20 protein-coding genes are annotated in these 26,510 nt (G+C 62.7%); 15 read left to right on the top strand and 5 right to left on the bottom strand.

What is annotated here, in order from left to right; translation table 11 throughout:
• Nucleotides 1-53: 53 nt before the first annotated feature.
• Together QCE79_RS28010 and QCE79_RS28005 are read right to left on the bottom strand one after the other, a co-directional pair.
• Entirely contained in the window at nucleotides 54-599 is a 546-nt protein-coding gene (locus QCE79_RS28010; RefSeq protein WP_244828565.1) for a fimbrial protein, read from the bottom strand.
• 416 nt (nucleotides 600-1,015) lie between these two features.
• Nucleotides 1,016-2,518 (bottom strand): PLP-dependent aminotransferase family protein, encoded by a 1,503-nt coding sequence (locus tag QCE79_RS28005; RefSeq protein ID WP_309849461.1) that lies wholly within the window; start codon nucleotides 2,516-2,518, stop codon nucleotides 1,016-1,018.
• A 216-nt stretch (nucleotides 2,519-2,734) separates the two neighbouring features.
• On the opposite strand from QCE79_RS28005, the gene QCE79_RS28000 reads away from it, so the two are divergent.
• The 5 genes from QCE79_RS28000 to QCE79_RS27980 all read left to right on the top strand — a co-directional run bounded on the left by QCE79_RS28000 (nucleotide 2,735) and on the right by QCE79_RS27980 (nucleotide 8,507).
• Entirely contained in the window at nucleotides 2,735-3,832 is a 1,098-nt protein-coding gene (locus QCE79_RS28000) for an ABC transporter ATP-binding protein (RefSeq protein ID WP_250493222.1), read from the top strand.
• 85 nt (nucleotides 3,833-3,917) lie between these two features.
• Entirely contained in the window at nucleotides 3,918-4,958 is a 1,041-nt protein-coding gene (locus tag QCE79_RS27995) for an ABC transporter substrate-binding protein (RefSeq protein ID WP_250466692.1), read from the top strand.
• A gap of 87 nt (nucleotides 4,959-5,045) precedes the next feature.
• Nucleotides 5,046-6,317, top strand: coding sequence for an ABC transporter permease (locus QCE79_RS27990; RefSeq protein ID WP_309849457.1), 1,272 nt, complete (start codon nucleotides 5,046-5,048; stop codon nucleotides 6,315-6,317).
• Nucleotides 6,318-6,321: 4 nt separating this feature from the next.
• Nucleotides 6,322-7,161: an ABC transporter permease gene (locus QCE79_RS27985; protein WP_309849454.1), complete on the top strand. Its 840-nt coding sequence runs from the start codon at nucleotides 6,322-6,324 to the stop codon at nucleotides 7,159-7,161.
• Between the two features lie 872 nt (nucleotides 7,162-8,033).
• Nucleotides 8,034-8,507, top strand: a complete 474-nt coding sequence (locus tag QCE79_RS27980; protein ID WP_250466687.1) for a DUF3331 domain-containing protein — start codon at nucleotides 8,034-8,036, stop codon at nucleotides 8,505-8,507.
• A 91-nt stretch (nucleotides 8,508-8,598) separates the two neighbouring features.
• Here the strand turns inward: QCE79_RS27980 and QCE79_RS27975 are convergent, their stop codons facing one another.
• Nucleotides 8,599-9,213 carry an NAD(P)-dependent oxidoreductase gene (locus tag QCE79_RS27975; RefSeq protein ID WP_250526588.1) on the bottom strand — a complete coding sequence of 205 codons (615 nt, stop codon included), beginning with the start codon at nucleotides 9,211-9,213 and terminating at the stop codon, nucleotides 8,599-8,601.
• Between the two features lie 433 nt (nucleotides 9,214-9,646).
• On the opposite strand from QCE79_RS27975, the gene QCE79_RS27970 reads away from it, so the two are divergent.
• The 10 genes from QCE79_RS27970 (at nucleotide 9,647) to QCE79_RS27925 (ending at nucleotide 24,329) form a co-directional block, all read left to right on the top strand.
• Nucleotides 9,647-9,844: a hypothetical protein gene (locus QCE79_RS27970; RefSeq protein ID WP_244828575.1), complete on the top strand. Its 198-nt coding sequence runs from the start codon at nucleotides 9,647-9,649 to the stop codon at nucleotides 9,842-9,844.
• A 607-nt stretch (nucleotides 9,845-10,451) separates the two neighbouring features.
• Nucleotides 10,452-10,910 carry a cellulose biosynthesis protein BcsD gene (gene bcsD, locus QCE79_RS27965; RefSeq protein ID WP_309849447.1) on the top strand — a complete coding sequence of 153 codons (459 nt, stop codon included), beginning with the start codon at nucleotides 10,452-10,454 and terminating at the stop codon, nucleotides 10,908-10,910.
• A 157-nt stretch (nucleotides 10,911-11,067) separates the two neighbouring features.
• Nucleotides 11,068-11,928 carry a cellulose biosynthesis protein BcsP gene (bcsP, locus tag QCE79_RS27960; protein ID WP_309849444.1) on the top strand — a complete coding sequence of 287 codons (861 nt, stop codon included), beginning with the start codon at nucleotides 11,068-11,070 and terminating at the stop codon, nucleotides 11,926-11,928.
• Entirely contained in the window at nucleotides 11,925-12,710 is a 786-nt protein-coding gene (gene bcsQ / locus QCE79_RS27955; RefSeq protein WP_250466681.1) for a cellulose biosynthesis protein BcsQ, read from the top strand. The genes bcsP and bcsQ overlap by 4 nt, the downstream gene beginning before the upstream one ends.
• Nucleotides 12,707-14,923, top strand: a complete 2,217-nt coding sequence (bcsA, locus tag QCE79_RS27950) for a UDP-forming cellulose synthase catalytic subunit (protein WP_244828583.1) — start codon at nucleotides 12,707-12,709, stop codon at nucleotides 14,921-14,923. Before bcsQ ends, bcsA begins: the two co-directional genes overlap by 4 nt.
• A gap of 10 nt (nucleotides 14,924-14,933) precedes the next feature.
• Nucleotides 14,934-17,414: a cellulose biosynthesis cyclic di-GMP-binding regulatory protein BcsB gene (gene bcsB, locus QCE79_RS27945; protein WP_309849439.1), complete on the top strand. Its 2,481-nt coding sequence runs from the start codon at nucleotides 14,934-14,936 to the stop codon at nucleotides 17,412-17,414.
• A 1-nt stretch (nucleotide 17,415) separates the two neighbouring features.
• Entirely contained in the window at nucleotides 17,416-18,567 is a 1,152-nt protein-coding gene (gene bcsZ / locus QCE79_RS27940) for a cellulose synthase complex periplasmic endoglucanase BcsZ (RefSeq protein ID WP_309849437.1), read from the top strand.
• Nucleotides 18,567-23,384, top strand: coding sequence for a cellulose synthase subunit BcsC-related outer membrane protein (locus QCE79_RS27935; RefSeq protein ID WP_404989443.1), 4,818 nt, complete (start codon nucleotides 18,567-18,569; stop codon nucleotides 23,382-23,384). Before bcsZ ends, QCE79_RS27935 begins: the two co-directional genes overlap by 1 nt.
• Nucleotides 23,385-23,579: 195 nt before the next feature.
• On the top strand, nucleotides 23,580-23,915 hold the full coding sequence (locus QCE79_RS27930; protein WP_250466674.1) for a host attachment protein: 336 nt from the start codon (nucleotides 23,580-23,582) through the stop codon (nucleotides 23,913-23,915).
• A gap of 144 nt (nucleotides 23,916-24,059) precedes the next feature.
• The gene (locus tag QCE79_RS27925; protein WP_250466672.1) at nucleotides 24,060-24,329 is read left to right on the top strand and encodes a hypothetical protein; all 270 of its coding nucleotides are present in this window, start codon (nucleotides 24,060-24,062) and stop codon (nucleotides 24,327-24,329) included.
• A gap of 41 nt (nucleotides 24,330-24,370) precedes the next feature.
• On the opposite strand, the gene QCE79_RS27920 is transcribed toward QCE79_RS27925, so the two are convergent.
• Both QCE79_RS27920 and QCE79_RS27915 read right to left on the bottom strand, forming a co-directional pair.
• Entirely contained in the window at nucleotides 24,371-25,051 is a 681-nt protein-coding gene (locus QCE79_RS27920; RefSeq protein ID WP_250466671.1) for a response regulator transcription factor, read from the bottom strand.
• Nucleotides 25,048-26,328 carry a PAS domain-containing sensor histidine kinase gene (locus tag QCE79_RS27915; protein WP_309849430.1) on the bottom strand — a complete coding sequence of 427 codons (1,281 nt, stop codon included), beginning with the start codon at nucleotides 26,326-26,328 and terminating at the stop codon, nucleotides 25,048-25,050. The genes QCE79_RS27920 and QCE79_RS27915 overlap by 4 nt, the downstream gene beginning before the upstream one ends.
• Nucleotides 26,329-26,510 lie beyond the last annotated feature (182 nt).

The raw sequence follows: 26,510 nt of genomic DNA, 5'->3' as shown, positions 1-26,510 counted from the left end.
TACGGGTCTTCAACCGATGATCGCGCCGAAGACCCCGTTCCACTACCGCAAGATCACATGTAGTCGATGCTGTAGATCACGGACGAGTTGGCTGCGCCAGCGGTCGTCGCGCCCGTCGCGTAATACTGAACTTGATAGCTGAGCGATGCCGCGCCGCTGGAGATGTCGGCCGACTTCACGTTCTGCAGCTCACGCGAGTAGCCTGCCTTGATCATCGAACCATCGGAGTTCAGGAGTTGCAGCTTGACGTTGCCCGCGCCGCCCGTGGCCACGATCAGGCGGCCATCGTTCGCATCGACCGTTGCACCGGCTTCATAGAACACGCCCGCTTCGCTCGTAGCCGTAACCGGCGCGCAACCCGTCAACGCGATGTTGTACGAAGTCGTGCCGGCCGTCTGGCCCGATGCCGTCAGGGTCGACGTGGAAACGGTCGGCAGCGTGACCGTGAAGTCCTTGCTGCTGGTGCCGTTGCCGTTGATCGTGCAGGTCGTGGCCGTCAGCGCGCCATTGAACGTGATGGTGCCGTCCGACGCGAACGCGGCGCTTGCTACGAGGCCCAGTGCTGCGGCGACCATCGCCGAGATCAAGGATTTTTTCATTTGGATGTGCTTATAAAAATTGACAGGGATGGGTCGTCAGATCAAGCTGAATGTTCGGCCGCGAAAGGCGGTCGCCCACTCCTCGAACTTGACGCCCAAATGCCGCATCTCGGCTTCCAGGTTTGCTACAGATAGACATCCGCTTGCGCGCTACGTTTATCTCGTCTGGTTGAAATGCGAAGCGCAACGATAATCGAGACCGTCGAGAAACGGCACTCGATTTTTCCTAATTTGTCAGGGAATAGTTAGTGATGCGATAAATGCTGCCTGGCGCAAGCAGCAGCTATCTTCGACGTGACTTTAGTCAACGAACATCCGACGCCATGCAAGGCGCTCGCCTGCTTCGATTGCGCTTCAGCAGTTATCTTGACCGCCCCGCCGCGGTAACGCGGCGCAATGGTGCCAACGAGCCGTCATCACACCTGCATCGCCGGCGAGAGCGCCATCTCGATCGATTCGGCGAGCTTCGCAAACGCGGGCGCGATCTCATCGTTCGGCACGCACGCGTAGCCGAGCATGAGACCGGAACGCGCGGCATCCGCGTTCATGTAGTAATTGGCTAGCGGCCGTGTCACCACGCCCGCCGTCATTGCGTGACGCGTGATTTCGCGGTCGTCGACGTGTTCCGGCATGCCCAGGACGAAGTGCAGTCCGGCTTGATCGCCGTGCACCGCGAGCGTATTGCCGAACCGCGCGCGAATGGCGTTGATGAGCAATTCCCTTCGTTCGCCGTATAGCCCGCGCATGCGCCGCACGTGCGAGGTGAGATGCCCGTCGAGAATGAATTCGGTGAGCACGGCCTGCTGCATCAGTTGCCCTTCGCGATACAGCTCCGCGACGCCCGTGCGAAACGTATCGACGAGATTTTCCGGCACCACCATATAGCCCATGCGCAAACCGGGGAACAGCATCTTGCCAAGACTGCCGACATAGATCACCTGTCCGGCGTCGTCGAGTCCCTGCAGCGACGAAAGCGGCCGGCTGCCATAGCGAAACTCGCTGTCGTAATCGTCCTCGATGATCCACGTGCCATGTTGCCGCGCGAACTCGAGCAAGGCGCGACGCCGCGCGAGACTCATCACCATGCCGAGCGGATACTGATGCGAAGGCGTAACCAGCGCGATACGCGGCGGCGTGGCCATGTCACGCGCGTTCGGATTCAAGCCTTCGTCATCGACGGGCACGGGCACGAGCAACAGCCCGGACGACTGCAGGACGCTTCGCACGCCCCAGTAACACGGTTCTTCGACCCACGCGCGGTCGCCGAAATCGGTGAGCAGACGCACGGTCAGATCGATCGACTGATGGATGCCCGTCGTGATGATGATCTGATCGGGCGAGCACTTGACCGAGCGCGCGACACGCAAATAGTCCGACAACGCGCGCCGCAGCGGCCGATAACCGCCGCCGGGCGCATAGGTCAGCAAATCGGGATTCGCGCGCTTCCAGAGCCGCGCTTGCAAGCGGCTCCAAGTTTGCGCGGGAAACTCGCGTACATCGGGCACGCCGGGCATGAACGCGCCCCACTGTTTCGGCGATACCCCCGCCTGCGAGATCAAGCGCGCGCCGCGTTGCGAAATCGCGCAGGGCTTCTGAGCGGCGTCGGCGCTCGACTTGGCGCCCGGCTTCGCAGCGGCGCGTTCGCGCGGCGCCGTATCGGCCACATAGGTGCCGCTGCCGGTCGTCGACGTGACATAGCCTTCGGCCGTCAACTGGTCGTACACGTGCAGCACGGTATTGCGCGCGATGCCGAGATCGCTTGCCAGCATGCGCGAACTCGGCAGCTTGGTGCCGGGCGCAAGTTGACCGGTCAGGATGGCCTGCTGCATGAGTTCCAGCATCTGCCGGTACATCGGCTCCGCCTGCGAGCGTTCGACGAGTCGCGTACTCAGCCAGTCCGCGAGGATGATGGTATCCATGAATTTCCCCGAGCCCTCAGGAACCTCGCCAGAAGGCAAAGTGGTTCCAAGTTGAATATTGAAATGGCTCCACATTGTAGAACCGTCACGGGCTATAGTTATCGCAGGCAGTGGAAGAATTTCCGAGCGCCGCAAAGGCGCCGGTCAGGCGCCGTAGAGGCTTCATACAGGCCGCTCCCAGCTACAACGCATCGATTTCCGAAGGAGACACGGAAGATGAAATCCGATCAGGTGATCGTCAGTTTTCGCGGCGTTAGAAAGACTTATGACGGGGAAACCCTAGTCGTCAAATCGCTCGACCTCGACATCTACCAGGGCGAATTCCTCACGCTGCTCGGGCCATCGGGTTCGGGCAAGACCACTTGCCTGATGATGCTCGCTGGCTTCGAATTCCCGACTGGCGGCGAGATCTGGCTAGACGGCAAGTTGCTCAACAAGGTGCCGCCGCATAAGCGCGACATCGGCATGGTGTTTCAGAACTACGCCTTGTTTCCACATCTTTCCGTGCAGCAGAACGTGGAATATCCGCTGACGGTTCGCAAGATGTCCGCCGAGGAACGCGCGCATCGCGTCGACAACGCACTCAGGATGGTGCGCATGGAGAGCTTCGCGAAACGTTACCCGGCGCAATTGTCGGGCGGTCAGCAGCAGCGCATCGCGCTCGCGCGCGCGCTCGTATTCGAGCCCAAGCTCGTGCTGATGGACGAACCGCTCGGCGCGCTCGACAAGCAACTGCGCGAGCACATGCAGTACGAACTGAAGTCGTTGCACGAGAAGCTCGGCGTGACCTTCGTATATGTCACGCACGATCAGGGCGAAGCGCTCACCATGTCGGACCGCGTCGCGGTATTCGACAAAGGCATCGTGCAGCAACTCGATACCGTGGACCATCTCTACGAAGCGCCGTGCAACGAGTTCGTCGCCAACTTCATCGGCGATAGCAACCGCTTGCGCGGCACCATCGAGCAAACACAAGGCGAGTTCTGCGATATCCGCCTAGCCGACGGCACGCGGCTTTCCGGGCTGAATGTCGCGAAGGCGAAGGCGGGTGCGTCGGCTATTGCCTGCATCCGGCCGGAGCGCATGAAGCTCGCGGCTATCCGCGAACAGAACCATGCGACACATAACGCGCTCGCTGGCGAGGCCAAGAGCCTCATCTATTTCGGCGATCACGTACGCATGCGCTGCGGCGTACGCGAACAGGACGAATGCTTCGTGAAAGTGCCGCTCGGCAATGCGTTGCTCGATACCTTCACGCCCGGCGCGCCCGTCGCGCTTGAATTCGCTCCCGAGCATTTGCGCGTATTTGCCTAAAGCGGCGCGCGCTTCATCGCTTTTGCTTTGTCTACTCGCAAGTCCACTGCTAACACCAAGCCAAAAAGGAAGAGAGGAAACCACCATGAAGAAGTTCGCACTGTGCTCCATGGCGTCGGCGGCGCTCGTGTGCATGTCGGGCGCATCCGCATTCGCGGCGGAACTGACCGTCGTCAATTTCGGCGGCGCGAACGGCGATGCGCAAAAGGCCGCATTCAATCAGCCTTACGAAAAATCATCGAGTAACAAGGTCACGGCCGTCGAATACAACGGCGAGCAGGCCAAGGTCAAAGCGATGGTCGAAGCGAAGCACGTCAACTGGGATGTCGTCGAAGTCGAATCGGGCGATCTGGGACGCGGCTGCGACGAAGGTCTCTACGAAAAGCTGGACTGGTCGAAGATCGCGAAGAAGTCGGAACTCGTCACCGAATCGCCGCAAACTTGCGGAGCCGGCTTCTTCGTCTGGTCGACGGCGCTCGCCTATAACGCCGACAAGCTCAAGGGCGCGCCGGCCGGCTGGGCAGACTTCTGGGACACGAAGAAATTCCCCGGCAAACGCGGCATGCGCAAGGGCGCGCGCTACAACCTCGAATTCGCGCTGATGGCCGACGGCGTCCCGCCGAAGGATGTCTACAAGGTGCTCGGCACGAAAGCCGGCGCCGATCGTGCGTTCAAGAAGCTCGAAGAACTGAAGCCGAATATCCAGTGGTGGGAAGCGGGCGCGCAGCCGCCGCAATTCCTCGTCGCGGGCGATGTCGTAATGTCGACGGCCTATAACGGACGTATCGATGCCGCGCGCAAAGAAGGCAAGAATCTGAAGGTCGTCTGGAACGGCAGCATTTATGACCTCGATTACTGGGCCATTCCGAAGGGGTCGCCGAACAAGGATGTCGCGACGCAGTACATCGCATATTCGGTGTCGCAGCAGCCGCAGGAAACGTACGCGAAGAACATCGCCTATGGTCCGGTGAACAAGGCGGCCATCGCGGCGCTCGATCCGAAGATCCAGGCCGACATGCCGAATTCGCCCGCCAACGCGAAGAATGCCGTGCTGCAGGACATGGCGTTCTGGACCGATCACGGCGACGAGCTCGAACAGCGCTTCACGGCGTGGTCGTCGAAGTAAGCGTTTTTTGGTGAAAGCACGGCTGCGTTTCGTGCAATGCGAACCGCAGCCAACGCCAAGCCTTTGCATGGATAGGAGACAGAAAGCGTGAACACCTTGACGATCGCCGCGGACGACACGCGCGAATCGAGCGCGCGACTCAAGCGCGAACTGAAGCTCGTCGATGCGAAAAAGCGCGCAATGGCGCTCGCGCTGATTGCGCCGCTCGCCATTTTTCTGTTCCTGATCTTCGTGGTGCCAATCGGTGCGCTGCTCACGCGCGCCGTGCAGAACCCCGAAGTCGCGAACGCGCTGCCGCACACGGGCGCGGCGCTCGCAAACTGGGATCGCAAAACCGCGCCGCCCGATGCCGCTTATGCCGCGCTCGCGCAAGATCTCACCGCGATACAGGACGGCGAATCGATGGGCGCGCTCGCTCGCCGACTCAACACCGAGATTCCGGGCTATCGCTCGCTGGTTGCAAAAACTGCCCGCGCGATGCCGCTCGCCGCGGACGACGGCAAGCCGCTCGCCGCGCCGCAGATTCGCGCGAAGATCGTCGAACTGGACGAGCGCTGGAACGATCCCGCGTATTGGCAGGCAATCGCGAAAAACGCCGGTCGATATTCGCCGTTTTATCTGCTCGCTTCGCTGGATCACCGGCAGGACGGTTTCGGCGACATCGAGCATGCAGGTCCGGATCAATCCATCTATTTGAACGTCTTTGGACGCACGTTCGTGATCGGCGTCGCGGTGACGTTTTTCGCGCTGCTGCTCGGTTATCCGCTCGCGTACTGGATTTCCACGCTGCCCGCGCGCCGTGCCAATCTCGTGATGGTGCTCGTGCTGATTCCGTTCTGGACCTCCGTGCTGGTGCGTGTCGCCGCGTGGATCGTGCTGTTGCAAAGCGAAGGGCTCGTCAACAAGGCGCTGCTCGCGAGCGGGCTGATTGGTTCGCCGCTCGCGCTGCTGTTCAATCGCGTGGGCGTTTATATCTCGATGACGCACATTCTTCTGCCCTTCATGATTTTGCCGCTCTATAGCGTGATGAAGTCCGTGCCGCCGACTTATCAGCGCGCGGCTGTTTCGCTCGGCAGTCATCCGTTCGCGGCGTTCTGGCGCGTGTATGTGCCGCAGACTTATCCGGGCATCGGGGCCGGCGTGCTGCTGGTGTTTATCTTGGCGATTGGTTACTACATCACGCCGGCGCTTCTCGGCGGGCCGAACGACCAGATGGTCAGCTACTACATCGCGTATTTCACGAACGTAACGATCAACTGGGGCATGGCTTGCGCGCTCGGTGCGCTGCTGCTTGCCGCGACGCTCGTGCTTTACGTCGTCTACGGTCGATTCACGCGCTCGAACGTAAGCCTGGGGTAAGACAATGAAACTCGCCAAACCGATGTTCGCGCCGCATACGTCCGCTATCGAGCGCGTCTGGTATTTCGCATTGCGCGTCATTTGCGTGCTGACGTTGCTCTATTTGATTCTGCCGGTACTTGCCATCGTGCCGCTTTCGTTTTCGTCGAGCACGTTTCTCGTCTATCCCATTCCGGGCTATTCGATGCGCTGGTATCACAATCTCGTCATGTCGGACGAGTGGCGCATGGCGGCAAAGAACAGCTTTATCGTCGCGCCCTCGGCAACGCTCGTCGCGACTATTCTTGGAACGCTCGCGGCGGTTGGATTGACGAAGGCGAATTTCGCCGGCAAGAGCGTGCTCATGGCCGTGCTCATTTCGCCGATGATCGTGCCGGTGATCGTCGTCGGCGTCGGCATGTATTTGTTCTTTGCGCCGCTCGGCATCGCCAATACATATTTCGGGTTGATTCTGGCGCACGCGGCGTTGGGCGTGCCGTTCGTCGTGACCACGGTTGCGGCGACCTTGCAAAACTTCAACATGAATCTCGTGCGGGCGAGTCAGTCGCTTGGCGCAAGTCCGCTGCGGACGTTTTTTCGCGTGACGCTGCCGGTCATTGCGCCGGGCGTGATTTCGGGTGCGTTGTTCGCGTTCGCGACATCGTTCGATGAAGTGGTCGTCACGCTGTTTCTCGCTGGCGCCGATCAGACGACGCTACCGCGTCAGATGTTCACGGGCATCCGCGAGAACATCAGCCCGACGATCGCCGCGTTGGCCACGATTCTGATCGTGTTTTCGACGAGTTTATTGCTGGCGCTGGAGTGGTTGCGGGGTCGTGCGGCGGCGCGTGCGGTTGCGGAGTGATGATCTGCAAGCGGTCCGAGATGGCTCGCCAGATCGAGGCAAAGCATTGCCGGCTGAGGCTTCGAGTGGGGCCTCGGCCGCGAAAAGCACTGCAATGCGATATCGCCGAACTCCGTATTTTCAGGTTTCGGTCGGCGATAAGCGAGAGTTCGGTGTGCTTCTATGAATGTCGACGCTTTATCCGCAATGTTTTCGCTGCTACGCCAGTCCGCAAGCGTGCCCACGGTTGGCGTGAGGCGCTTGCGGGCTGCGCCTTCGATTGGGCCCGCGACCGCCGAACGACATGCAGTTTGCTACCGCTGAAGTCGCCTTTCCGCCGAGGCGCTGCTTGTAGATACTTCATTCATCGCGCGGCAACTGACTCACAGCGCGCGTGAAAATGTGACACGATGGTCATACACAGCGACAACGGCAACGTAAGACGCGGCACGCGCTGCTTGCGTCCGACACCGGCTTCGTTGCGCCACGCGACAGACCCAGGATGGCCACTTTTTGCGCGTTGACGCTTCGCCGGCCGTCAGATAAAGCCGTCGCTTTCCGGCAGATTCGCATTTAGCGCGACGCGTGGAAGCGCGTGCCCGGCGCATCGTCGCTTCCGGGACGAAGGACGCGTAAAGCGCCCGCTTACCCGCTTGCCTCATTGCTATGTCGGCCAATTAAGCCGCCAAGGCCGCCACTTCGGAGAACGATCGTACAATACCGGCGGTCCGCGATCGCAAGCGTCCGGCGCTCAAACCCATGTCCAGCAAGCCTTCGCTTCGCCAGCGCGCGATTATTCGCGGCAACGGGACAGTGTTTTCACCGATGCACTATTTATCGGAATATGCTTAATAGCGTACGTTCTAGGTCGAGTCAAAGCCTGGAACAATGCCATGACAGCTTTTTCGAAAATTGCAGACCCGTGGTCACAGACGGTTCACCTGCTCGAGGCCGCGCCGCACGACGCCGCCCACACCAGCCCCTCGCAAAAAACCGCGCGTATCGAAGATAGTTTCCTCGACCGCCTGACGCGCGACTGGAACCGCGCGCACCCGCATCCGCGCCCGTCGGATGACCGCCTGCCTTTCCCACAGGCAGTCGTGCGCGTGATCGAGCGGCCGTCCAGCGCGACGGCGCTCGTCTACTGGTCGGACCCAGGTACGTGCCACTATGGTTATCAAGGTTGGCGCGCGACGACGGCGAGCGCCGAAGGCATCTGCTCGCTCTCGGGGATGCCGATTCATCGCGGCGATCAGGTGTATCGCCCGTCACAGCGCGATCCGAAACCGCAGAATGCCTCCGCGATGATTCTCGCCGCAGCCATGCCGGCCAACAGCGAGGAAGTCGAATGCGACGTGCACGACTAAGCTGACCGCTCGGTCGCGCAGCGACGACGGCGACGAGTTCCGGCATCCGTGGGTGTCGGGATCGTCGCCGCCTTGCGTCTATTGGTTGCTGTCAGTAACCGACGGTGAAACGCTGCTTGATATGCGCTCCGCTCTCGAATTCATCGAGAAACGCGATGGCAAAGTCAGCGAAAGAGATCCAGCTTCGGCCATTGTTATCGACGAGCAATTCGTCCACGCCGATACGGAATTTGCGCGTGCGCGGACCGTCGACGAATTCCGCCGACGGCGAAACGAACGTCCATTCGAGTTCGCGCTCGCGACGCAGCGCGTCGAGAAATGCCGCGCCCGCGGTTGCCTCCGTGCGGTACATTTCTGGAAAATCGGGCAGATCCAACACGCGCTGGCCCGGCCCGACATAAAGACTCGCCGCGCCGCCCACCACGAGCAAGCGCCTGACGCCCGCGCGTCGAAGCGGCTCGGTGATCGCACTCTCCGACAATGAAGCGAAATGCGCGGCGCTGAAGACGGCATCGTGACCGGCGACGGCTTCGCTTAGCGCGGCCGCATCCGATGCGTCTACATTCTTCGCGGTGACTTCAGGACGCTTGGCGATCTCCGACGTGTTGCGTGCAAGCGCCGTCACCGTGTGTCCGCGCCGCAACGCTTCCTCCAGCAACTTGCTTCCGGCATGTCCGGTCGCGCCAATGATCGCTATTTTGCTCATTGTTGGTTCTCCTTTGTGACACCGCTTTCGCCGGCGATCGAGCCTGCGTTTAACTTACCCCACTTCGCAATAAATCGCTCATTCGCAAGGCGTTTCGCAACGATTCTTCATCATAGTTGCGTCATGCGACGATCTCGTTTTTCGCTGCGTGTTTAGCTACATTTTTCTCGCTAAAAAGGACGCAAGTTTCGAGCCGAAAAACAGATTTGCAAGACAATTCAGAACACGCCTCGTCATAATCAGAACGCACATTCACACGAGCGCGTCGCCCTTACACTGTAGGGCCCCGTGCTCTTGGGAACATGCAACTGCAGCGGTCATCGACGCACCGCGCGAAGCACGCTCATCAAGAGCTTCCATCGATTCGTCAATTTGTCATGTCATTGGTTTATATTGCATTTCCTCGCCGCTCCATTACCGGAAGGAGTTAATCGTGAAGAATCCGCAATTACAGGGTGCCATCGAAGGACGCGACAATCCGTCTGGCGAAACCGCCTACGAGTCGCTTCCGGTCAGTGCCGCGCCCGAAGAGTCCGCCGACGAAAACGGTTATTCCGATGCGCTAGACATTCCGCTCGACTACGGCATCGTCATGGATGCAGTTCGAGACGCAGTGCGCGCAAATCCGTGATCGTTGATTGGCCAAGAAAAAAACGCCCCGCTCAGGGCGTTTTTTTTCGCCTGTTGCGCCTTAGAGGCTTGCGTTGAGCCGCGTCGTAATCGGTCACATTGACCGAAATCAATTCAATCTACAGACATTTTTAAATGCCTCGAAACACTAATGTCAGACAAAAAGATGCATTTTGTCTCAACGCAATTAATAAGAGGATTAACCACTTCCTGTGATTGTCAATCCGTATGAATCAGGCCTGACTTTTGTCGTTTGATAATATTAACAAGATGGTACACTCTCGCGTCCGCGACCGCAGAGCCATAGCGGGCGGGCCTCCGCCCGAGCTTGTCTAAATTTTGTCAATAAGGGCAGGTTTATTCGAATGCTCGAACTAAGCCGCAATCGCATGCCTATTCGCTCAATGCGATAAAAAAATGCGCTGATAGTCTTTCCACTGGCGAAAAAAAACCCAGTGGGATACCTTCAGATGTGTTTTATCGACTGGACAAACCACCGGATCGGTGCTCTCTCGCGCAGTTAGACAGTCGCAGCGTTCCAGGTAAAAAGAACCGACGACATTGCAAGAATTCTTGCAGACTCCCTTAGGCCATTCTGAACGGCAACCATGTCAGCTACTTTCGATTACCTCTTCGACCACACGATTTCCAGGCAATGGCGTGGATTTCTTGGCGCGCTTGCCGAGGAGTTCGAAGCGCAGATCGGTCGTGCGGAACTTCGACAGTTGATGCATCGAGTCGGCAGCCGATTCGCCGATGCCCGGCCGCTTCCTCAATGCGATTCGACCGCCGACCTCGCACACGCGCTGAATGTTTTGTGGCGTGATTCGGAATGGGGCTTCGTCGAATTAGCCGACGAGCGCGAGTATCTGAGCATCGTTCACTACTGCGCGCCGTTGCCGGCGTTCGGAGAAAGCGCGCTTGCATGGACACCGGCTTTTCTCGAAGGCGCGTATCAGCACTGGTTGAGCGGTTTGGGCGCGCAAGGGCTTGCTATTTCCCAGGCAAGCGAATTGAGCAGTGAGGGTGCAGTCGAGTTCCGGCTCGCGCGCGCCGCAACGAGATAAGCGACGCAACTGAAGCGGCGCTGCAAGGATTCAATCAATTTCAACGACCGCCGTTAAATAGGAAGGCAACGGCGATATCGACTGTCCATGCAACGGACAGCGCCAAAAATATTGCATCAGGCCAGTTCGACGCAAGGCACGACGAGGATGCGGCAACATGAATACATCACGCGACATCGAAAAGCTGTTCGATCATTTCGGCGGCAATGCAGGCGACTACCAGGAAATCGGCCGCGAAAACGAGGCCAGGAATGCCCGCACGCGCTGGCCGCTCCTGGCCACGCTCGATTTCGCGCAACCGGCCATCCCGGAAATCGCGCCGCGTCGTGATGTGCAGGCGAGTCCGGTGCACAAGCGCGAGTTTGCGGCACAAGCGGATGCCGACCGTGCCACGGCCGCGCCCACGCCAATGCCGATCAATCGCGCCAAGCCGCCGCTTTTCGCGCGTGCGCATCGCCGCACGATTCCGCCCGTCACGCCGCCCGCCGCGCTCGATTCGCTGAGCGCCTCGCGCTTTTCGGCGCTCGCCGACGCCGCGCCGGTTGCCGTCGAGGCGAAGCCCGAAAGCGCGGCACCGATTCCCGATTCCGCTCCAGCGCCTGTTTTTGCGCGTCCGAGCGCGCCGGCGCGGTTTTCGGCGTCGCCCTTCGCGTCTGAACAGGGGAACGCTGGTGCCGTGACACCTCCGGCCATTCTTGCGGCGGAAGCGAGCGGCAGCATCAAAACCGCTTCGAACTCCCTCGCTCGGGAAGGCGCCTCGACCTTCCGCGCTCGCGAAATACCCGCCGCGCTCGACCCGGCTGTGCAAACCCGCACCGGCCCGCGCGAACTGGAAAGCAACGCGCCTTCCATTCTCGGCAAGCTCTTCAAGCCACAAGAGCCACAAGCACCGCAAGCCCCCGAAGGCTCGCTCACCGCGATGTTCGACCGCCTGCGCCAGCCGAGCCAGTCATCCGGCGCAACCGATTCCGCGCAGCCGAACCGCGCCCTCTTCGCTGCCCGCGTCACACGCTCATGAAAGTCATCACGGTAGTTTCCGCGAAAGGCGGCGTCGGCAAGACCACGCTCGCCGCGAATCTCGCCTCGGTGCTCGCCGCGCGCCATCGCCGCGTGATCGTCGTCGATCTCGATCCGCAAAACGCGCTGCGCTTGCACTTCGGCATTCCGCTCGACAGCATCGACGGCATTTCGCGTGCAACGCTCGCGGGCGACCCGTGGCAGACCGTGATGTTCGATGGCGTCGACGGCGTCACCGTGCTGCCCTACGGCGCGGTGCTGGAAGACGATCGCCGCCGCTTCGAGGCGCTCGTCGACCAGGACCCCGCGTGGCTCGCGCGCTCGCTCGAATCGCTTGCGCTCGATCTCAACGACATCGTTATCGTCGATACCCCTCCGGGCTCGTCGGTCTATACGCGCACCGCGTTGTGCGCCGCGAACTTCGCGCTCAACGTCGTGCTCGCGGATGCCGCTTCCTACGCCGCGATTCCCGGCATGGAGCGCATGATCGACGCCTACGCCGCGCCGCGTCAGGACTTCGGCGGACAGGGCTACGTGGTGAATCAGGTTGACCAATCGCGCCAGTTGAGCAAGGACGTGCTCAAGGTCTTGCGCAACATGCTCGGCACGAAGCTCTTTCCGGGCGTGATCCATCAGGACGAAGGCGTCTCCGAGTCGCTTGCGTGCGACACGACACTCATCCACTACGACCCGCTCTCGCAAGCCGCCGCCGATTTGCGCGCGTGCGGCGACTGGCTTCTCGCCACCGTCGATTCCATGGCCGCTTCGAGGAACGTCGCATGAGCTCCGCCAAGATTCCCTCGCAGGAAACGGAAGTCAGCGTCGCCACGTCGCGGCTGGAACGTTTCGTCGATGCGCGCATCTGGGGCAGCCGCATCCTCACGGTGTTGCTCACGCTGTTCGCGCTGTTCTCGCTCTACTTCGTGGTGACGGTGCCGCTCGCGTTCGGTCAGCAGCTCGCTTTCGCAACCGTTTGCTTTGCCTGCGCGCTCGGCTTCCGGCGTCTGCAAGGCCAGTACGCGACGCTCGTCATGATCATGTTGTCGGTCGTATCGTCGGGACGCTACATGTTCTGGCGTCTGACCGAGACGACCTACTGGGAGCGTCCGCTCGACGCCGCGTGGGGCCTGTTGCTCGTCGCAGCCGAGGTCTACGCGACGCTCGTGCTGCTGCTCGGCTACTTCCAGACCGCGTGGCCACTCAAGCGCAAGCCGCTGCCGCTGCCCGCCGATCGCAACGACTGGCCGACCGTCGACGTCTTCATTCCGACCTACAACGAACCGCTTTCGGTGGTGAAGCCGACCATCTACGCGGCGCTCGCGCTCGACTATCCGACCGACAAGATCGCGATCCACGTGCTCGACGACGGCCGCCGTCCCGAGTTCAAGGCGTTCTGCGAGGAGGTGGGCGTCAACTGGACGATCCGCACGCATAACCGCCACGCGAAGGCCGGCAACATCAACGAAGCGCTCAAGATCACGAAGGGCGAATACCTCGCCATCTTCGATTGCGATCACATTCCGACGCGCTCGTTCCTGCAAATCTGCCTCGGCTGGTTTTTGCGCGACAAGCTCATGTCGATGCTGCAGACGCCGCACCATTTCTTCTCGCCCGATCCGTTCGAGCGCAATCTCGGCACGTTCCGCAAGGTGCCGAACGAAGGCGAACTGTTCTACGGTCTCGTGCAGGACGGCAACGACTTGTGGAACGCGACGTTCTTCTGCGGCTCGTGCGCCGTGCTGCGCCGCTCGATGGTCGAAGAGATCGGCGGCATTGCGGTCGAGACCGTGACGGAAGACGCGCATACCGCGCTCAAGCTGCATCGGCTGGGCTATACCACGGCGTATCTCGCGATTCCGCAGGCAGCCGGACTCGCCACGGAAAGTCTTTCGGGCCACATCGGTCAGCGCATTCGCTGGGCGCGCGGCATGACGCAGATTTTCCGGATCGACAATCCGCTCACCGGCAAGGGACTGAAGCTCGGCCAGCGGCTGTGTTATCTCAATGGCATGCTGCACTTTTTCTATGGCGTGCCGCGTCTCGTGTTCCTTACCGCGCCGCTCTCGTATCTGTTCTTCGGCGCGCACGTGATCGAGGCGGCGGCGGGCACCATCGCCATCTTCGCGCTGCCGCACATGATGCACGCGAGCATCACCAATTCGCGCATGCAGCGTTCTTTCCGCCATTCGTTCTGGGCCGAAGTGTATGAGTCGGTGCTGGCGTCGTACATCACGGCGCCGACGCTGCTGGCCGTCATCAACCCGAAGCTCGGCAAGTTCAACGTCACGGCCAAGGGCGGCCAGATCGCGAAGGATTACTTCGACTGGGGCATCTCGCGTCCGTATCTGTTCTTGTTGCTGCTGAACCTGCTTGGCTTCATAGCGGGCGTGGTGCATATCGTCATCAACTGGCATATCCGCAGCGAAGTGCAGACCACCGTGCTGAATCTCTGCTGGACCGTCTACAACATGCTGATTCTCGGCGCGAGCGTGGCGGCGGCTAGCGAGCGGCGTCAGGTGCGCAGCACGCATCGCGTGACGATGAAGATGCCCGTCATGCTCAAGTTCTCGACGGGGCGCACGCTGGCTTGCGAGACGATCGACTATTCGGAAGGCGGCGTCGGCGTGAAGCTGCCGAACGACATCGAAGTGCCGATGCACGAACGCGTCACCGTCTCGCTCTTTCGAGGCGACGAGGAATACGCGTTCCCGGCCACGGTCGGCTTCACGGCGAAGGGCCGCGTCGGCCTGCGCTTCTCGCAGCTCACGCGCGAGCAGGAATACGACTTCGTGAAAACCACTTTTGCGCGCGCGGACGCGTGGACCGGCTGGTCCGAAGGACGCCGCCCCGATACGCCGCTGCGCGGCCTTTCGCACGTGCTGCTGGTAGGCACGCGCGGTATCGCGGGGCTTTTCGAGCATCTCTACAGCGACCTTCGGACCTGGACGAGCAAGCGTTCAGTCGACATGAAGAAGCTGAACACCAAAGACCAATAAAGGCACCGGCATGGCGAAGTTGCGTGTTGATCACGATGCGGGCGAGCGCGCGCCGCGTTTTTGCGAACGCCCGCTGGTGCGGGCGCTGGCGTTCCTCGCGGCACTGCAGACCGCGCTTGCCGGCCCGCTCGCGTCCATCGCGGCAGCGGCGGATGCCGTCGCGGCCAACGGTGTGCCGACGCAGCAGGCCACCGGCGTCGGCAGCGTGCCCGCGCCAAGCCCGGCCGTGATCTACAACTCCGCGACGATCGCCCAGCCCGCGCTCGCCATGCCGGTTCCCGCGTTCTCCGGCAAGCCGTCCTCGCCGCTCGCCGCGCGTCTTCCGACTACCGCCGATCCGGGCACGCTCGTTCCCGGCGGCCGTCGTCAGACGCTTACCTTCGTGGACCTCGGCGCGCAGGACCCGCTGCAAATGCGCGGCACCGATGGCCAGAACGGCGTGGCGTTTTCCGTGCGCGGCGACGAAGTCGTGACGGCCGCGGTCCTGCATCTGATCTATAGCTATTCGCCGTCGCTGTTGCCGTCCATCTCGCAATTGAAGGTGCTCGTCAACGGCGAAGTCGCGGCGACCCTGCCCGTGCCGCGCGATCAGGCCGGCACGCTCGTGGCGCGCGATATCGCCATCGATCCGCGCTTCATCACCGAGTTCAATCACCTCAACGTTCAGCTGATCGGCCATTACACGCAGCAGTGCGAGGACCCGTCGAATTCGACGCTGTGGGCGACGGTCAGCAACGCGAGTTCGCTCGATCTCACTTATGCGTCGCTTGCCAGCAAGCCCGATCTCGCCGCGCTGCCCGCGCCGTTCTTCGACCGGCGCGACGTGCGTCGCCTGGAACTGCCGTTTGTCTTCGCGGGCAAGCCGAGCCTGCCCGCGCTCGAAGCGGCGGGCACCGTGGCGTCGTACTTCGGCTCGCTCGCGGGCTATCGCGGCGCGATCTTCCCGGCACAGTCCGATAACGTCCCGCTCGCGGGCAACGCCGTCGTGTTTGCCACCGGCGATACGAAAATCGCGGGCGTCGATCTGCCGCCGGTTTCCGGCCCGACCATCGCGGTCGTCGAACGCGATGCCGCCGCGCGCGGCCGCTTGCTGCTCGTGATGGGCCGCGACGACAACGAGTTGAAGACCGCCGCGAAAGCGCTGGGTGTCGGTCGCAACGCGTTCTCCGGCACGAGCGCGACGATCACGCAATTCGCCGATCTGCAACCGCGCCGCCCCTACGATGCGCCTAACTGGCTGCCGTCCGACCGCGCCGTGCGTTTCGGTGAATTGGCCGAAGCGCAGGATCTGACCGCGCGCGGTTACGACGCCGACGCCGTGCGCGTGAACCTGCGTGTGCCGCCTGATCTCTTCATGTGGCAGACCAAGGGCGTGCCGGTCGATCTGAGCTATCGCTACACCGTGCGTCCGGCGCCGGACCGTTCGTCGCTCAATATCAGCGTGAACAATGGCTTCGTGCAGTCGCTGCGCATCCCGGCGGTATCGACTTCGACGTTCGATCTCGGCCAGTACTTCAGCCGCGTGATGCCGGACAAGACCGTGGCCGCGCGCCGCGAGGTTTATCTGCCGCCGCTTCTGATCTCGCCGCGCGCGCAGTTGCGCATGCACTTTTACTACGACATTCCGAAGACCGGCGAATGCACCGGCCGTCTGCTCGATAACGTCGTCGGCGCCATCGATCCGAATTCGACCATCGATCTTTCGAGCTTCCCGCATTACATGGCGCTGCCCGATCTGGCCGCGTTCGCCAACGGCGGTTTCCCGTTCACGCGCATGGCCGACCTGTCGCAGACGGCGGTCGTGCTGCCGAACGATCCGAACTCGGCGGACTACAGTCTCTTTCTGCTGGAGATGGGCCGCATGGGGGCGTCGACGGGTTATCCGGTCACGGGCGTCACGGTGACGAGCGCGAACGATGTCGACCGCTTCGCCGACAAGGACTTGCTGGTCCTCGGCTCGCCGGGCCGCCAGCCGCTTCTGCAACGCTGGGCGAAGAACATGCCCTTTTCCGGCGACGGCGACGCGCGCACCTTCCAGCTGAGCGATGTCGCGTTCAAACTGGTCGACTGGTGGCATGGCGAGCATGGCCCGGAACGTTCTCCGGCGCGCGCCGATCTGTCGCTCGTGAGCTCCAACGGCGACGCGCTTCTCACCGGCTTCGAGTCGCCGTTAAAGAGCGGGCGCAGCGCGGTGGCGCTCATCAGCGCGGCGGGACAGTCGGATGCGGATTTGTCCGCCGCCCTGCTCGACAACGACTTGTTGCCATCCATTCAAGGCGCGATGGCGGTGATTCACGGCCGCACGGTCGCGGTCACGTCCAACGGCGAAGCCTATTACGTCGGCCAGCTTTCGCCCATGCACTACATGCGCTGGGCCTTGTCCGCGCATCCGGTGCTGCTGGTGTTTTCCGCCGTGATCGCCGCGCTCATCATCGCTGCCGTCTTTTATCGTGCGCTGCGCTCGCTCGCCGCGCGGCGTCTGAGGGACTGACATGCGGGGTTCAATTTCGAAGGCCGCCGTCGCGGGTGTTCTTGCCGGCGCGGCGTTGAGTTCACAAGCTGCACAGCAATGCGAATGGCCGGCGTATCGGTTGTTCGTCGAGCGCGTCGTGCAGGCCGATGGCAGAGTCGTCGACCATTCCACCGACGCGCAGCAGACCACCTCAGAAGGCCAGTCCTACGCCCTCTTCTTCGCGCTGGTCGCCAACGACCGCGCGACTTTCGACCGTCTGCTCGACTGGACGCGCGCCAATCTGGCCGGCAATCAGTTCGATGCGAACAACGTGCGTCTGCCTTCGTGGCAATGGGGCAAGAAGCCGGACGGCAGCTATGGCGTGATGGACCCGAACTCGGCATCGGATTCGGACTTGTGGATTGCATACGACTTGCTGCAAGCCGGACGGCTGTGGAAGGAGCCGGCTTATACGAAGCTCGGCCAGGCGCTCGCGGCGCAGATCGCCAAGCAGGAAGTGGTCGATCTGCCGGGCCTCGGGCCGATGCTGCTGCCCGGTCCGCAAGGCTTTCGCACAGGCGATGTCACGCGTCTGAACCCGAGCTATCTGCCGCTGCCGCTCCTGCGCGCATTGGCTCGCGACATGCCCGACGGCCCGTGGGCGAAGCTCGCGCAAAGCGCCGCGCGCATGATCAAGATCACCGCGCCGCGCGGCTATGCGCCCGACTGGGCGGCGTATCAAACAAGTCAGAACGGCCAGTTCGTGGTCGATCCAAAAAGCGGCGATACCGGCAGCTACGACGCGATCCGCGTCTATCTTTGGGCCGGCATGACGGCAGCGGGCGATCCGCTCGCGAAGCCCTGGCTCGACGCGCTCGGCGGCATGCGCCAGAGCGTGGCGCAGACGGGATTTCCGCCGGAGAAGGTTTCTTCGACGACCGGTACGGCCAGCGGCGAAGGCCCGATCTCGTATTGGGGCGCGCTCGCGCCATACTTCAAGGCGCTGAACGACCAGCACGGCCTGGGCCTCGCGCGCACGCATCTCGAAGCACTCGTCGCGCCGCCGGGCGCGGGCCGCGAACCGGTGTATTACGACCGCGTGCTCGGTCTCTTCGGTGGCGGCTTCGTCGAAGGCCGCTATCGCTTCGACGAATCCGGCCGTCTCGTGCCGAACTGGAGAAGCGCATGCTGATGCGGGCCAGACAACGTACCTTGGCCATCCGCATCGCGGCATTGTTCGCGGCGGCGGCGCCGGCCATCGCCATCGCGCAGACGAGTGCCGATCCGCTCAACGTGTTGATCGACCAGGGCAAATACTGGCAGTCGCACAAGCGCGGCGACCTCGCGGAGCAGGCGTGGCAGAAGGTGCTGCGCCTCGACCCGAAGCAGCCCGATGCGCTCTTCGGCATGGGCATGGTGCTCGCCGATCGCAAGGACGGCAGCGGCGCGCAGCAGTATCTCGCGCAACTGCGTCAGGTCGCGCCGAACTATCCGAACATCGACGATCTGGGGCGGCGTCTCGGCGAAACCAGCGCGCGCGATCAGACCGTCAACGACGCGCGCCGTCTCGCGCAGAGCGGACAGAGCGCGTCGGCGGTGCAGGAATACAAGCGTGCCATCGGAGGCAAGCCCGCGACGCCCGAACTTCAGCTCGAGTATTACCAGGCGCTCGCCGCGACGCCGCAAGGCTGGGACGAAGCGCGACGCGGCCTCGAACAGCTCGCGCGCCAGAACGCCGACGATCCGCGCTACACCCTCGCCTATGCGCAGCATCTGACGTATCGCGATTCGACGCGGCGCGATGGCATCGCCCGGCTGGCGGCGTTGTCGAACGACAGCACGGTCGGCGCGCAGGCGAAGAAGAGCTGGCGGCAGGCGCTGCTGTGGCTCGGCGCGCGCGCATCGGACGCACCGCTGTTTCAGGCGTATCTGCAAGGTTCGCCCGACGATGCCGCCGTCAAGGCGCGTTTCGATTCGATGGTGCTGCAGGACAAGGAAGCACGCGAACGCGCGCAGGCGGGCGCAGTCGTCGATGCGCGCGGTCGCACTGTCGCAGAAGGATTCGCTGCCGTGGATCGCGGCGATCTGGTCGCGGCGCAGGCGCGTTTCTCGTCGGTGCTCGCAAGCGATCAGAACGATGCCGACGCGCTAGGCGGCCTCGGCGTCATCGCGCTGAAACAGGAGCGTTTCGCGGAAGCGCGCAGCTATCTCGAACGCGCGTCGCGGGCCGGCAATCCGGTGCGCTGGAAGGACGCGCTGACGAGCGCGACGTACTGGACCTATACGAGCGATGCCATCGGCGCACGCAGCAACGGCGAGATCGCGAAGGCCAAGGCGCTTTTCGAACGCGCCATCGCGACGAGTCCCGCCGATGTCACCGCGCAGACGCTGCTCGGCGAAATGCTGCTGGCGAATGGCGATCCGAAGGGCGCGGAAGCGGCGTACCGCATGGCGTTGCGGCGTCAGGCGGACAATCCCGATGCCATTCGCGGACTCGTCGGCGCGCTCGCGGCGCAGGGACGCGGCGATGAAGCGCTCGAGTTCGCCAACAAGCTGAACTCGGAGCAACAGGCGAAAGCCGGCGGCATCAACAAGCTGCGTGGCGATGCGCAAGCCGCGCAGGCACGCGCCGCCGAAGCACGCGGCGATCTGGGTACGGCGCGCAGTCTCTTCGAGGACGCGCTGCTCAATAGCCCCGACGATCCGTGGCTACGGCTCGACCTCGCGCGCATTTACGTGCGTCAGGGCGCGGTCGGCAATGCGCGCAGCATGATGGACGGCTTGCTCGCGGCGCACCCCGACATGACCGACGCGCTCTACGCGAGCGCCCTTCTGTCCGCCGAAACACAGGACTGGTCGACGGGTCTATCGCAACTGGACCGGATTCCTGCCGCGCAGCGCACGCCGGCGATGGGCGCGTTGCAACATCGTCTGTGGGTGCATCAGCAGACCGAACTCGCGACGCGCGCCGCCGCGGCCGGTCAGCGCCAGCAGGCCTATGCGATTCTGCGTCGCGCCGAGCCGCTTGCTGCCGGCAACGCGGAACTGACGGGCGCGGTGGCGTCGGCGTATCTGAAAGCGGGCGATGCATCGCGCGCACTCTCGCTCACGCGCGGCGCGATCGCCAATTCGCCGAACGATCCCGGTCTCTTGCTGCAATACGCGGGAATCCTCTCGCAGACCCAGCAGGACGCCGAACTCGGTTCCGTGATGCGCCGACTGCAGTCGATGCCGCTCACCGCGCAGCAACGCGCCGACTTCAACAATCTGAACGTCGGAATCGTGATCGCGCGGGCGGACAACGTGCGCCAGAGCGGCAATCTCGCGGCGGCTTACGACGTGATCGCACCTTGGCTCGCCGCGATGCCCGACAACGCCGACTTGCAGGCCGCGCTCGGCCGCATGTACACCTCGGCGGGCGACGACCGCAGCGCGCTCAACTGCTATCGAACTGCGCTCGCGCGCCGTCCGGACGACGTGAATCTGCAAGCCGCCGCGATGTCGGCCGCCACCGGCGTGCGCGATTTCAAGCTGGCGGAGACGCTTGCCAAACAGGCGTACGACACCGCGCCGAACGATCCGGGCGTGCTTGCATCGATCGGGCGGATGTATCGGGCAGAAGGCAAGCTCGATCTCGCCGCGCAGTTCCTCCAGCGCTCGCTGCTTGCGGCCAATACGCCGCTCGCGCCTGCTCCCGGTCAGCCAGCGAGCAACCTGCCGCGCGACTGGCAGACCGCGATGAGCCGTATCGGCACGATGCCGTTGCCGGGCACCAATCCATTCGAAGGCAAGACCGCCGTCGATACGGCGCCGTCCGCGCTTGCCGCCGGATCGAATGCGTTTCCGGGGTATCGCCAGAACATCACACCGACTTATTCGCAGCCCGTGCCGAACTATTTGCCGCCTCCTCAGACCGTGCCTTATTCCGCGCCTTATGTGAGTCCTTATAACGGCGCGCCGGGGGCGCCTGCCAATGTGCCTCGTCCGGTTGCGGGCGGTGGGTATGGCGGTGCGGCGGATGGGTCGGGGGAGTCGGGTGGCGGGGTCGTCCCTGTCAGTGTGCCGCGTCCGGTCGAGGGCGGCTATGGTCCCGACAGTTATGGCTCGGGGCAATCCGGTGCGCCGTTGCAGCCGTACCCGGGACAGGAGCAGGGCGCGGGTGGCGCGCAGCAGGCTTATCCGGGTCAGCAGACTCAGTATGCGCAGCCGGCTTCGTATCCTCAGCAAGCGCAGTACGCGCAACCCGCTTCATATCCGCAACAAGGTCAATACGCGCAGCCCGCGCCGTATCCGCAGCAAGCGCCGATGTATCAAGGCACGCCGTCTGCCGCTCAGGACGCGTACAACAGTTCGCCCTGGCCGATGTCGCCCGCGGCGCAAGCCGCGCAGTCGGAAGCTTATGCGCCGCAAAGCGCGAGCACTCGGGCGGGTACATCGACGGCGAAGCGCTCGGCATCGCGTAAAGCCGCCAACGCGCCGCAGCAGCAGTACGCGCAGGCGTCGTATGGTCAGCAGGCTTATGCGCAGCAAGGCTATCCGCAGCAGCAATATCAGCCGCCGTATCAGCAAGCGTATCCGCAGCAAGCTTATGCGCAGCAGCAATATCAGCAGCCCTACCCGCAGCAACAGTATCCGCAACAGCAATATCAACAACCCTATCCACCGCAATACGCCCAGCAACAGTACGTGCCGCAACCACCCGCCGGTTACGCGCAGCCGTATTATCCGCAAGCCGCGCAAACCGGGCAGCGCGCCGCGTCCGCCGCCACGATGAACACAGGCGGCACGCCCGCGCCCGTCGCGAATCCGCAGACGGCAGGCGTCGCCGATGAACTCGCGCAGATCGAGCGGGAACAGGCCAGCACGGTGTCGGGCGGGATCATCTTCCGCAATCGCAACGGCGAAGACGGTCTCTCGAACCTCACCGATATCGAAGCGCCCATCGAAGGCCGCATCAAGGCCGGCAACGGCCACGTGATCGTGCGGGCGACGCCCGTCACGCTCGACGCCGGCACCGCCAGCAGCGAGCAGAACACGCTCGCGCGCTTCGGCTCCGGAATCAACGCGATCGCTCCGGCCGCCGGCAACCAGTACGGCTCCCAGACGGCGACCGGCGTGGGACTCGCGGTCGGTTACGAGAACCGCAACTTCAAGGGCGACGTCGGCACGACGCCGCTCGGCTTTCGCGAGACCAACGTCGTCGGCGGTTTGCAGTATCAGAACGCCATCACCGATAAAGTCTCGTACTCGCTCGCCGTCGCACGACGCGCGGTCACGGACAGCCTGCTGTCCTATGCCGGCGCGCGCGATCAGCTCGCGGGCGCGACCTGGGGCGGCGTGACATCGAGCGGTGCGCGCGGCGACCTCGCCTGGGACGACGGCACGAGCGGTGTCTATGTCAACGCGATGTACCAGTTCCTCGACGGCAAGAACGTCGCCACGAACAACGCGGTCAAGGGCGGCGGCGGTGTGTACACGCGAATCATCAAGGACGCGGATCAGGCGCTGACCATCGGCGCGAACACCACCTTGATGCACTACGACAAAAACCTTTCGTACTTCACCTACGGACAAGGCGGCTACTTCAGTCCGCAGCAGTACGTCATTCTCAACTTTCCGGTCGAATACATGGGCCGCACCGGCCTTTTCACATACGACCTGAAGGGCTCGATCGGCGTGCAGCATTATCGGCAGGACGCGTCGAACTACTTCCCGACGGAGCCGAATTATCAGGCGGCGTTCGCGGCGGCCAACCTTGCACCGGATGCCGGCGCGGTCTATCCGAGTCAGAGCAAGACGGGCGTGTCCTACTCGCTCAACGCGACGGGCGAATACCAGCTTGCGCCGCAACTCGCCATCGGCGCGACGGCTTCGTTCGGCAACGCGTATCAGTATCGCGAATGGCTCGCTGCCGTGTACGTTCGATACAGCTTCACGCGGCAAACCAGCGTGCAGCCGCTCTTCCCGCCGCAGGCTTTCAGCTCGCCGTATTTGTCGTTCGCGAATTGATGCGGACTCGACGCCATGCGCCTACGTTGCGGTGCATGGCGCATCGAAATTGCATGAAGCTGCCTCACATCGTTGCTCCTCCTGGAACCCGCCGCGCGCTTTGCTGCACTGCGTGACAGACATGTCTGACGACGCGCGAGAGAAAGCGCACAATGTCGGGACTTCGCGCTCAAGGCCGCGAGGAGGAGGAGCAACATGACCGCCATCACCTGGGTTCTGGCCGCCGATGACAGCCGTGCCCGGATCTTCGAAACCAGAGGGCTTAAGCTTGACCTCAGGCAAATCGAGGAGCTTCGTAACCCGGCGCCCCGCGCCCCGCAGTCCAATGAACGCGACCGGCAATTCGCCAAAACCGTTGCCGAAATGCTCGAACGCAGCCGTGTGAATCATCGCTTCGATCGCTTGCGGCTGGCAGTGGAACCGCGTTTTCTCGGCACCTTGCGTGAGTATCTGAGCATCGAGATTCAAAAGCTCGTCCATGAAGATGCCAGCGAAGACTCAGCCGGCATGAGCGCGCGCCGCCCCTTCTGACGGCGCGCGCTCATGCCGACATCTGTGAACAAATGTTGAAAGTCCTTACAACGGCATACTAAGGGTCAACGAAAGACCCAAGCGCACGTTGATTCCGCATCGCGAGCCATCCGGCTTGCGGTCATGGAATCAGGAGCGCTTTAAATGAAAAAGATTTTCGCCGCGATCGTCATGGCTTCGCTGTCGCTGAGCGCGTTCGCCGCGCACGACAAGCACGACAAGCATGAAAAGCACGAGTACCGTCACGAAGAGCGTCGCGACGAACGCCGCGTCGATTCGCGTCGTCACGACGAACGCCGTCCGGACGCACGCCGTCGGGACGAGCTTCACGCCGACAACCGCGGCATGGAGCAGAATCGCGACCACGAGCACGCGCCGATGCAAGCACCGGAACACGGCGCTTTCCCGCACTAAGCCGTAACGGCAAGAAGTCGCGCCTGAGTTTCCGGCGCGGCTCAATGAACCTCTGCATTGCCAGCGCCACGCTCGCCACGATCACGGCTCGCGTACCCCGCGCATGCGCCGACTGAAGTGAAGATGCCCGCCTTGTCGGACAGACGCACCAGTTCCGCGAGCGAATGCGCTTCCATCTTTTCCATCACACGTGCGCGATGCACCTTCACGGTCTTTTCGACGGTGCCGAGTTCACTCGCCACCTGCTTGTTGAGCCAGCCGTTCACCACGAGTATCAGCACTTCGCGTTCGCGCGGCGTGAGTCGTTCGATACGGCGTTGAATTCCGGCCATTTCATCGCGGCTGGCTAGCGCCGCGGCCGAACGAAGCAGCGCGGCATCGATTGCATTGAGCAAGGCCGTATCGCCAACGGGCTTTGACAGAAAATCCGTCGCGCCCGCTTTCATGGCGCTCACCGTCATCGGAATATCGCCGTGACCGGTGATGAAGATGATCGGCAAGGTCTCGCTCGTGTTGCATAACGCGCGTTGCAAGTCGAGTCCGCTCACGCCCGGCAACTGAACATCGAGCACGAGACACGCGGGGTCCGCGCGCTTGCGCGCATGATCGAGAAACGCTTGTGCCGATGCAAACGCCTCCACGCGATAACCCGCCGCGCCCACTAGACGCTCGAGCGCGCGGCGCACGGAAGCATCGTCGTCGACGATGAAGACTTCGCTCATGGCGCGGTCCTTACGTGATCCCGAATCGGCAACCTGAAATGAAACGCCGCGCCATGTCCGCTGTTGCTCTCCGCCCAGATGCGCCCGCCGTGCATCTCCACGATAGTGCGGCTGATGGAAAGCCCAAGCCCGAGACCATCGCGCTTCGACGTATGAAACGGCTTGAAGAGTTCGTCCGTGAAAGCAGCGGGCAAGCCCTCGCCTTCATCACGCACGGTGACTTGCAGCCACGCATTGCCATCACGCGCAGCCGATATGGTCACGACGCGCTTGCCGGTGCAATCGTTCATCGCGTCGAAGGCGTTCAGCAGCAGGTTCAGCACAACCTGTTGCAGCTGAATCTTGTCGCCGTGGATCTGCGGCAAGTCGGGCGCCAATTCGAGCACGACGCGAATGCCGCGCACGATGGCGTCGCTATGCACGAGCAACGCGACATCGCCGATCACGCCAGCCATCGACAAGGGCGTGACTTCCAGCTCGCCCTTTTTCACGAGCGCGCGAATGCGTCGCAAAATCTCGCTCGCACGATTGTTGTCGGCGACGAGATCGCGCAGAATCTCGCGCATTTCGTCGAGGTCGATCGGCTCGCGGCTCATGAAGCGCTGCGCCGCCTGCGCGTTGCTGAGTATGGCTGTGAGCGGCTGATTCAATTCATGCGCGAGCGATGCTGCAAGTTCGCCGAGCATCGACACGCGCGTCATATGCGCGAGTTCCTGGCGATTGCGCTGCAGCTCGTAACGGTCCGTGCGGTCGATGACCACCGCAAGCGTGAGGCAGGCGTCGCTGCCGTGCATCGCGTTGAGGGCGACATCGGCCAGAAACTGCGTGCCGTCCTTGCGGCGTGCGAAGAGTTGCGCGACGGTCGTGCCGATATCGCCAGGCTGCTGCGGGCTCGCCATCTGCAAGCCGGGCACGACGAGCTCCGCGAGTTCGCCGATCAGCTCGCAGCGCGCATAACCGAGCAGCTTTTCGGCGCTGCCGTTCACGAACTCGATACAGCCATCGGCTTGCAGAATCAGGATCGCGAGCGGAAGGCATTCGAGCGTATCGCGCAAGGACGAATTGGGTTCGATGCTCGCGGGCACTGCAATGGCTTGCGATGCGGCACCATGCGCATGCCGCTTGAACGGCGGCACGGAGAACAGCGAGCTGAAACGAAGCGAGAGCGACGCGCGCGCCACCCGAATGTCCCGCGCCGGCGCGCGCTTGCCGAAGGGCGCGAGCGTCAGTCCCATCAACGCGGCCGCGAAGGCCGCTGTGGCGTGCACGATAGCCATGACCCCGTGCTCCTGTCAGTCCGTCGCCCGTTACAAACGCGGCGGCGTGAAATGGCATGCAGGACGTAGGCGATGCCCCGGCATTTGCCAAGCGCGTCGCTACTTTCTTCTCTTGCCGATCAAGGTCGCAGCGCCAACCCGCCATCTGCAAGGCGCAGCGCGAATGTTGCGTTCACCGAAAA

It is taken from the genome of Caballeronia sp. LZ003, assembly GCF_031451465.1.
Classification (GTDB): Bacteria; Pseudomonadota; Gammaproteobacteria; order Burkholderiales; family Burkholderiaceae; genus Caballeronia.
This window is presented reverse-complemented; position numbering and strand designations above follow the sequence as displayed.

Coding starts and splice junctions, on each gene's coding strand:
- QCE79_RS27995 (WP_250466692.1), top strand. CDS start 3,918: ATGAAGAAGTTCGCACTGTGCTCCATGGCGTCGGCGGCGCTCGTGTGC.
- QCE79_RS27920 (WP_250466671.1), bottom strand. CDS start 25,051: ATGAGCGAAGTCTTCATCGTCGACGACGATGCTTCCGTGCGCCGCGCG.
- QCE79_RS27980 (WP_250466687.1), top strand. CDS start 8,034: ATGACAGCTTTTTCGAAAATTGCAGACCCGTGGTCACAGACGGTTCAC.
- bcsA (WP_244828583.1), top strand. CDS start 12,707: ATGAGCTCCGCCAAGATTCCCTCGCAGGAAACGGAAGTCAGCGTCGCC.
- bcsQ (WP_250466681.1), top strand. CDS start 11,925: ATGAAAGTCATCACGGTAGTTTCCGCGAAAGGCGGCGTCGGCAAGACC.
- QCE79_RS27915 (WP_309849430.1), bottom strand. CDS start 26,328: ATGGCTATCGTGCACGCCACAGCGGCCTTCGCGGCCGCGTTGATGGGA.
- QCE79_RS28000 (WP_250493222.1), top strand. CDS start 2,735: ATGAAATCCGATCAGGTGATCGTCAGTTTTCGCGGCGTTAGAAAGACT.
- bcsB (WP_309849439.1), top strand. CDS start 14,934: ATGGCGAAGTTGCGTGTTGATCACGATGCGGGCGAGCGCGCGCCGCGT.
- bcsD (WP_309849447.1), top strand. CDS start 10,452: ATGTCAGCTACTTTCGATTACCTCTTCGACCACACGATTTCCAGGCAA.
- QCE79_RS27935 (WP_404989443.1), top strand. CDS start 18,567: ATGCGGGCCAGACAACGTACCTTGGCCATCCGCATCGCGGCATTGTTC.
- bcsZ (WP_309849437.1), top strand. CDS start 17,416: ATGCGGGGTTCAATTTCGAAGGCCGCCGTCGCGGGTGTTCTTGCCGGC.
- QCE79_RS28010 (WP_244828565.1), bottom strand. CDS start 599: ATGAAAAAATCCTTGATCTCGGCGATGGTCGCCGCAGCACTGGGCCTC.
- QCE79_RS28005 (WP_309849461.1), bottom strand. CDS start 2,518: ATGGATACCATCATCCTCGCGGACTGGCTGAGTACGCGACTCGTCGAA.
- QCE79_RS27985 (WP_309849454.1), top strand. CDS start 6,322: ATGAAACTCGCCAAACCGATGTTCGCGCCGCATACGTCCGCTATCGAG.
- QCE79_RS27930 (WP_250466674.1), top strand. CDS start 23,580: ATGACCGCCATCACCTGGGTTCTGGCCGCCGATGACAGCCGTGCCCGG.
- QCE79_RS27975 (WP_250526588.1), bottom strand. CDS start 9,213: ATGAGCAAAATAGCGATCATTGGCGCGACCGGACATGCCGGAAGCAAG.
- bcsP (WP_309849444.1), top strand. CDS start 11,068: ATGAATACATCACGCGACATCGAAAAGCTGTTCGATCATTTCGGCGGC.
- QCE79_RS27925 (WP_250466672.1), top strand. CDS start 24,060: ATGAAAAAGATTTTCGCCGCGATCGTCATGGCTTCGCTGTCGCTGAGC.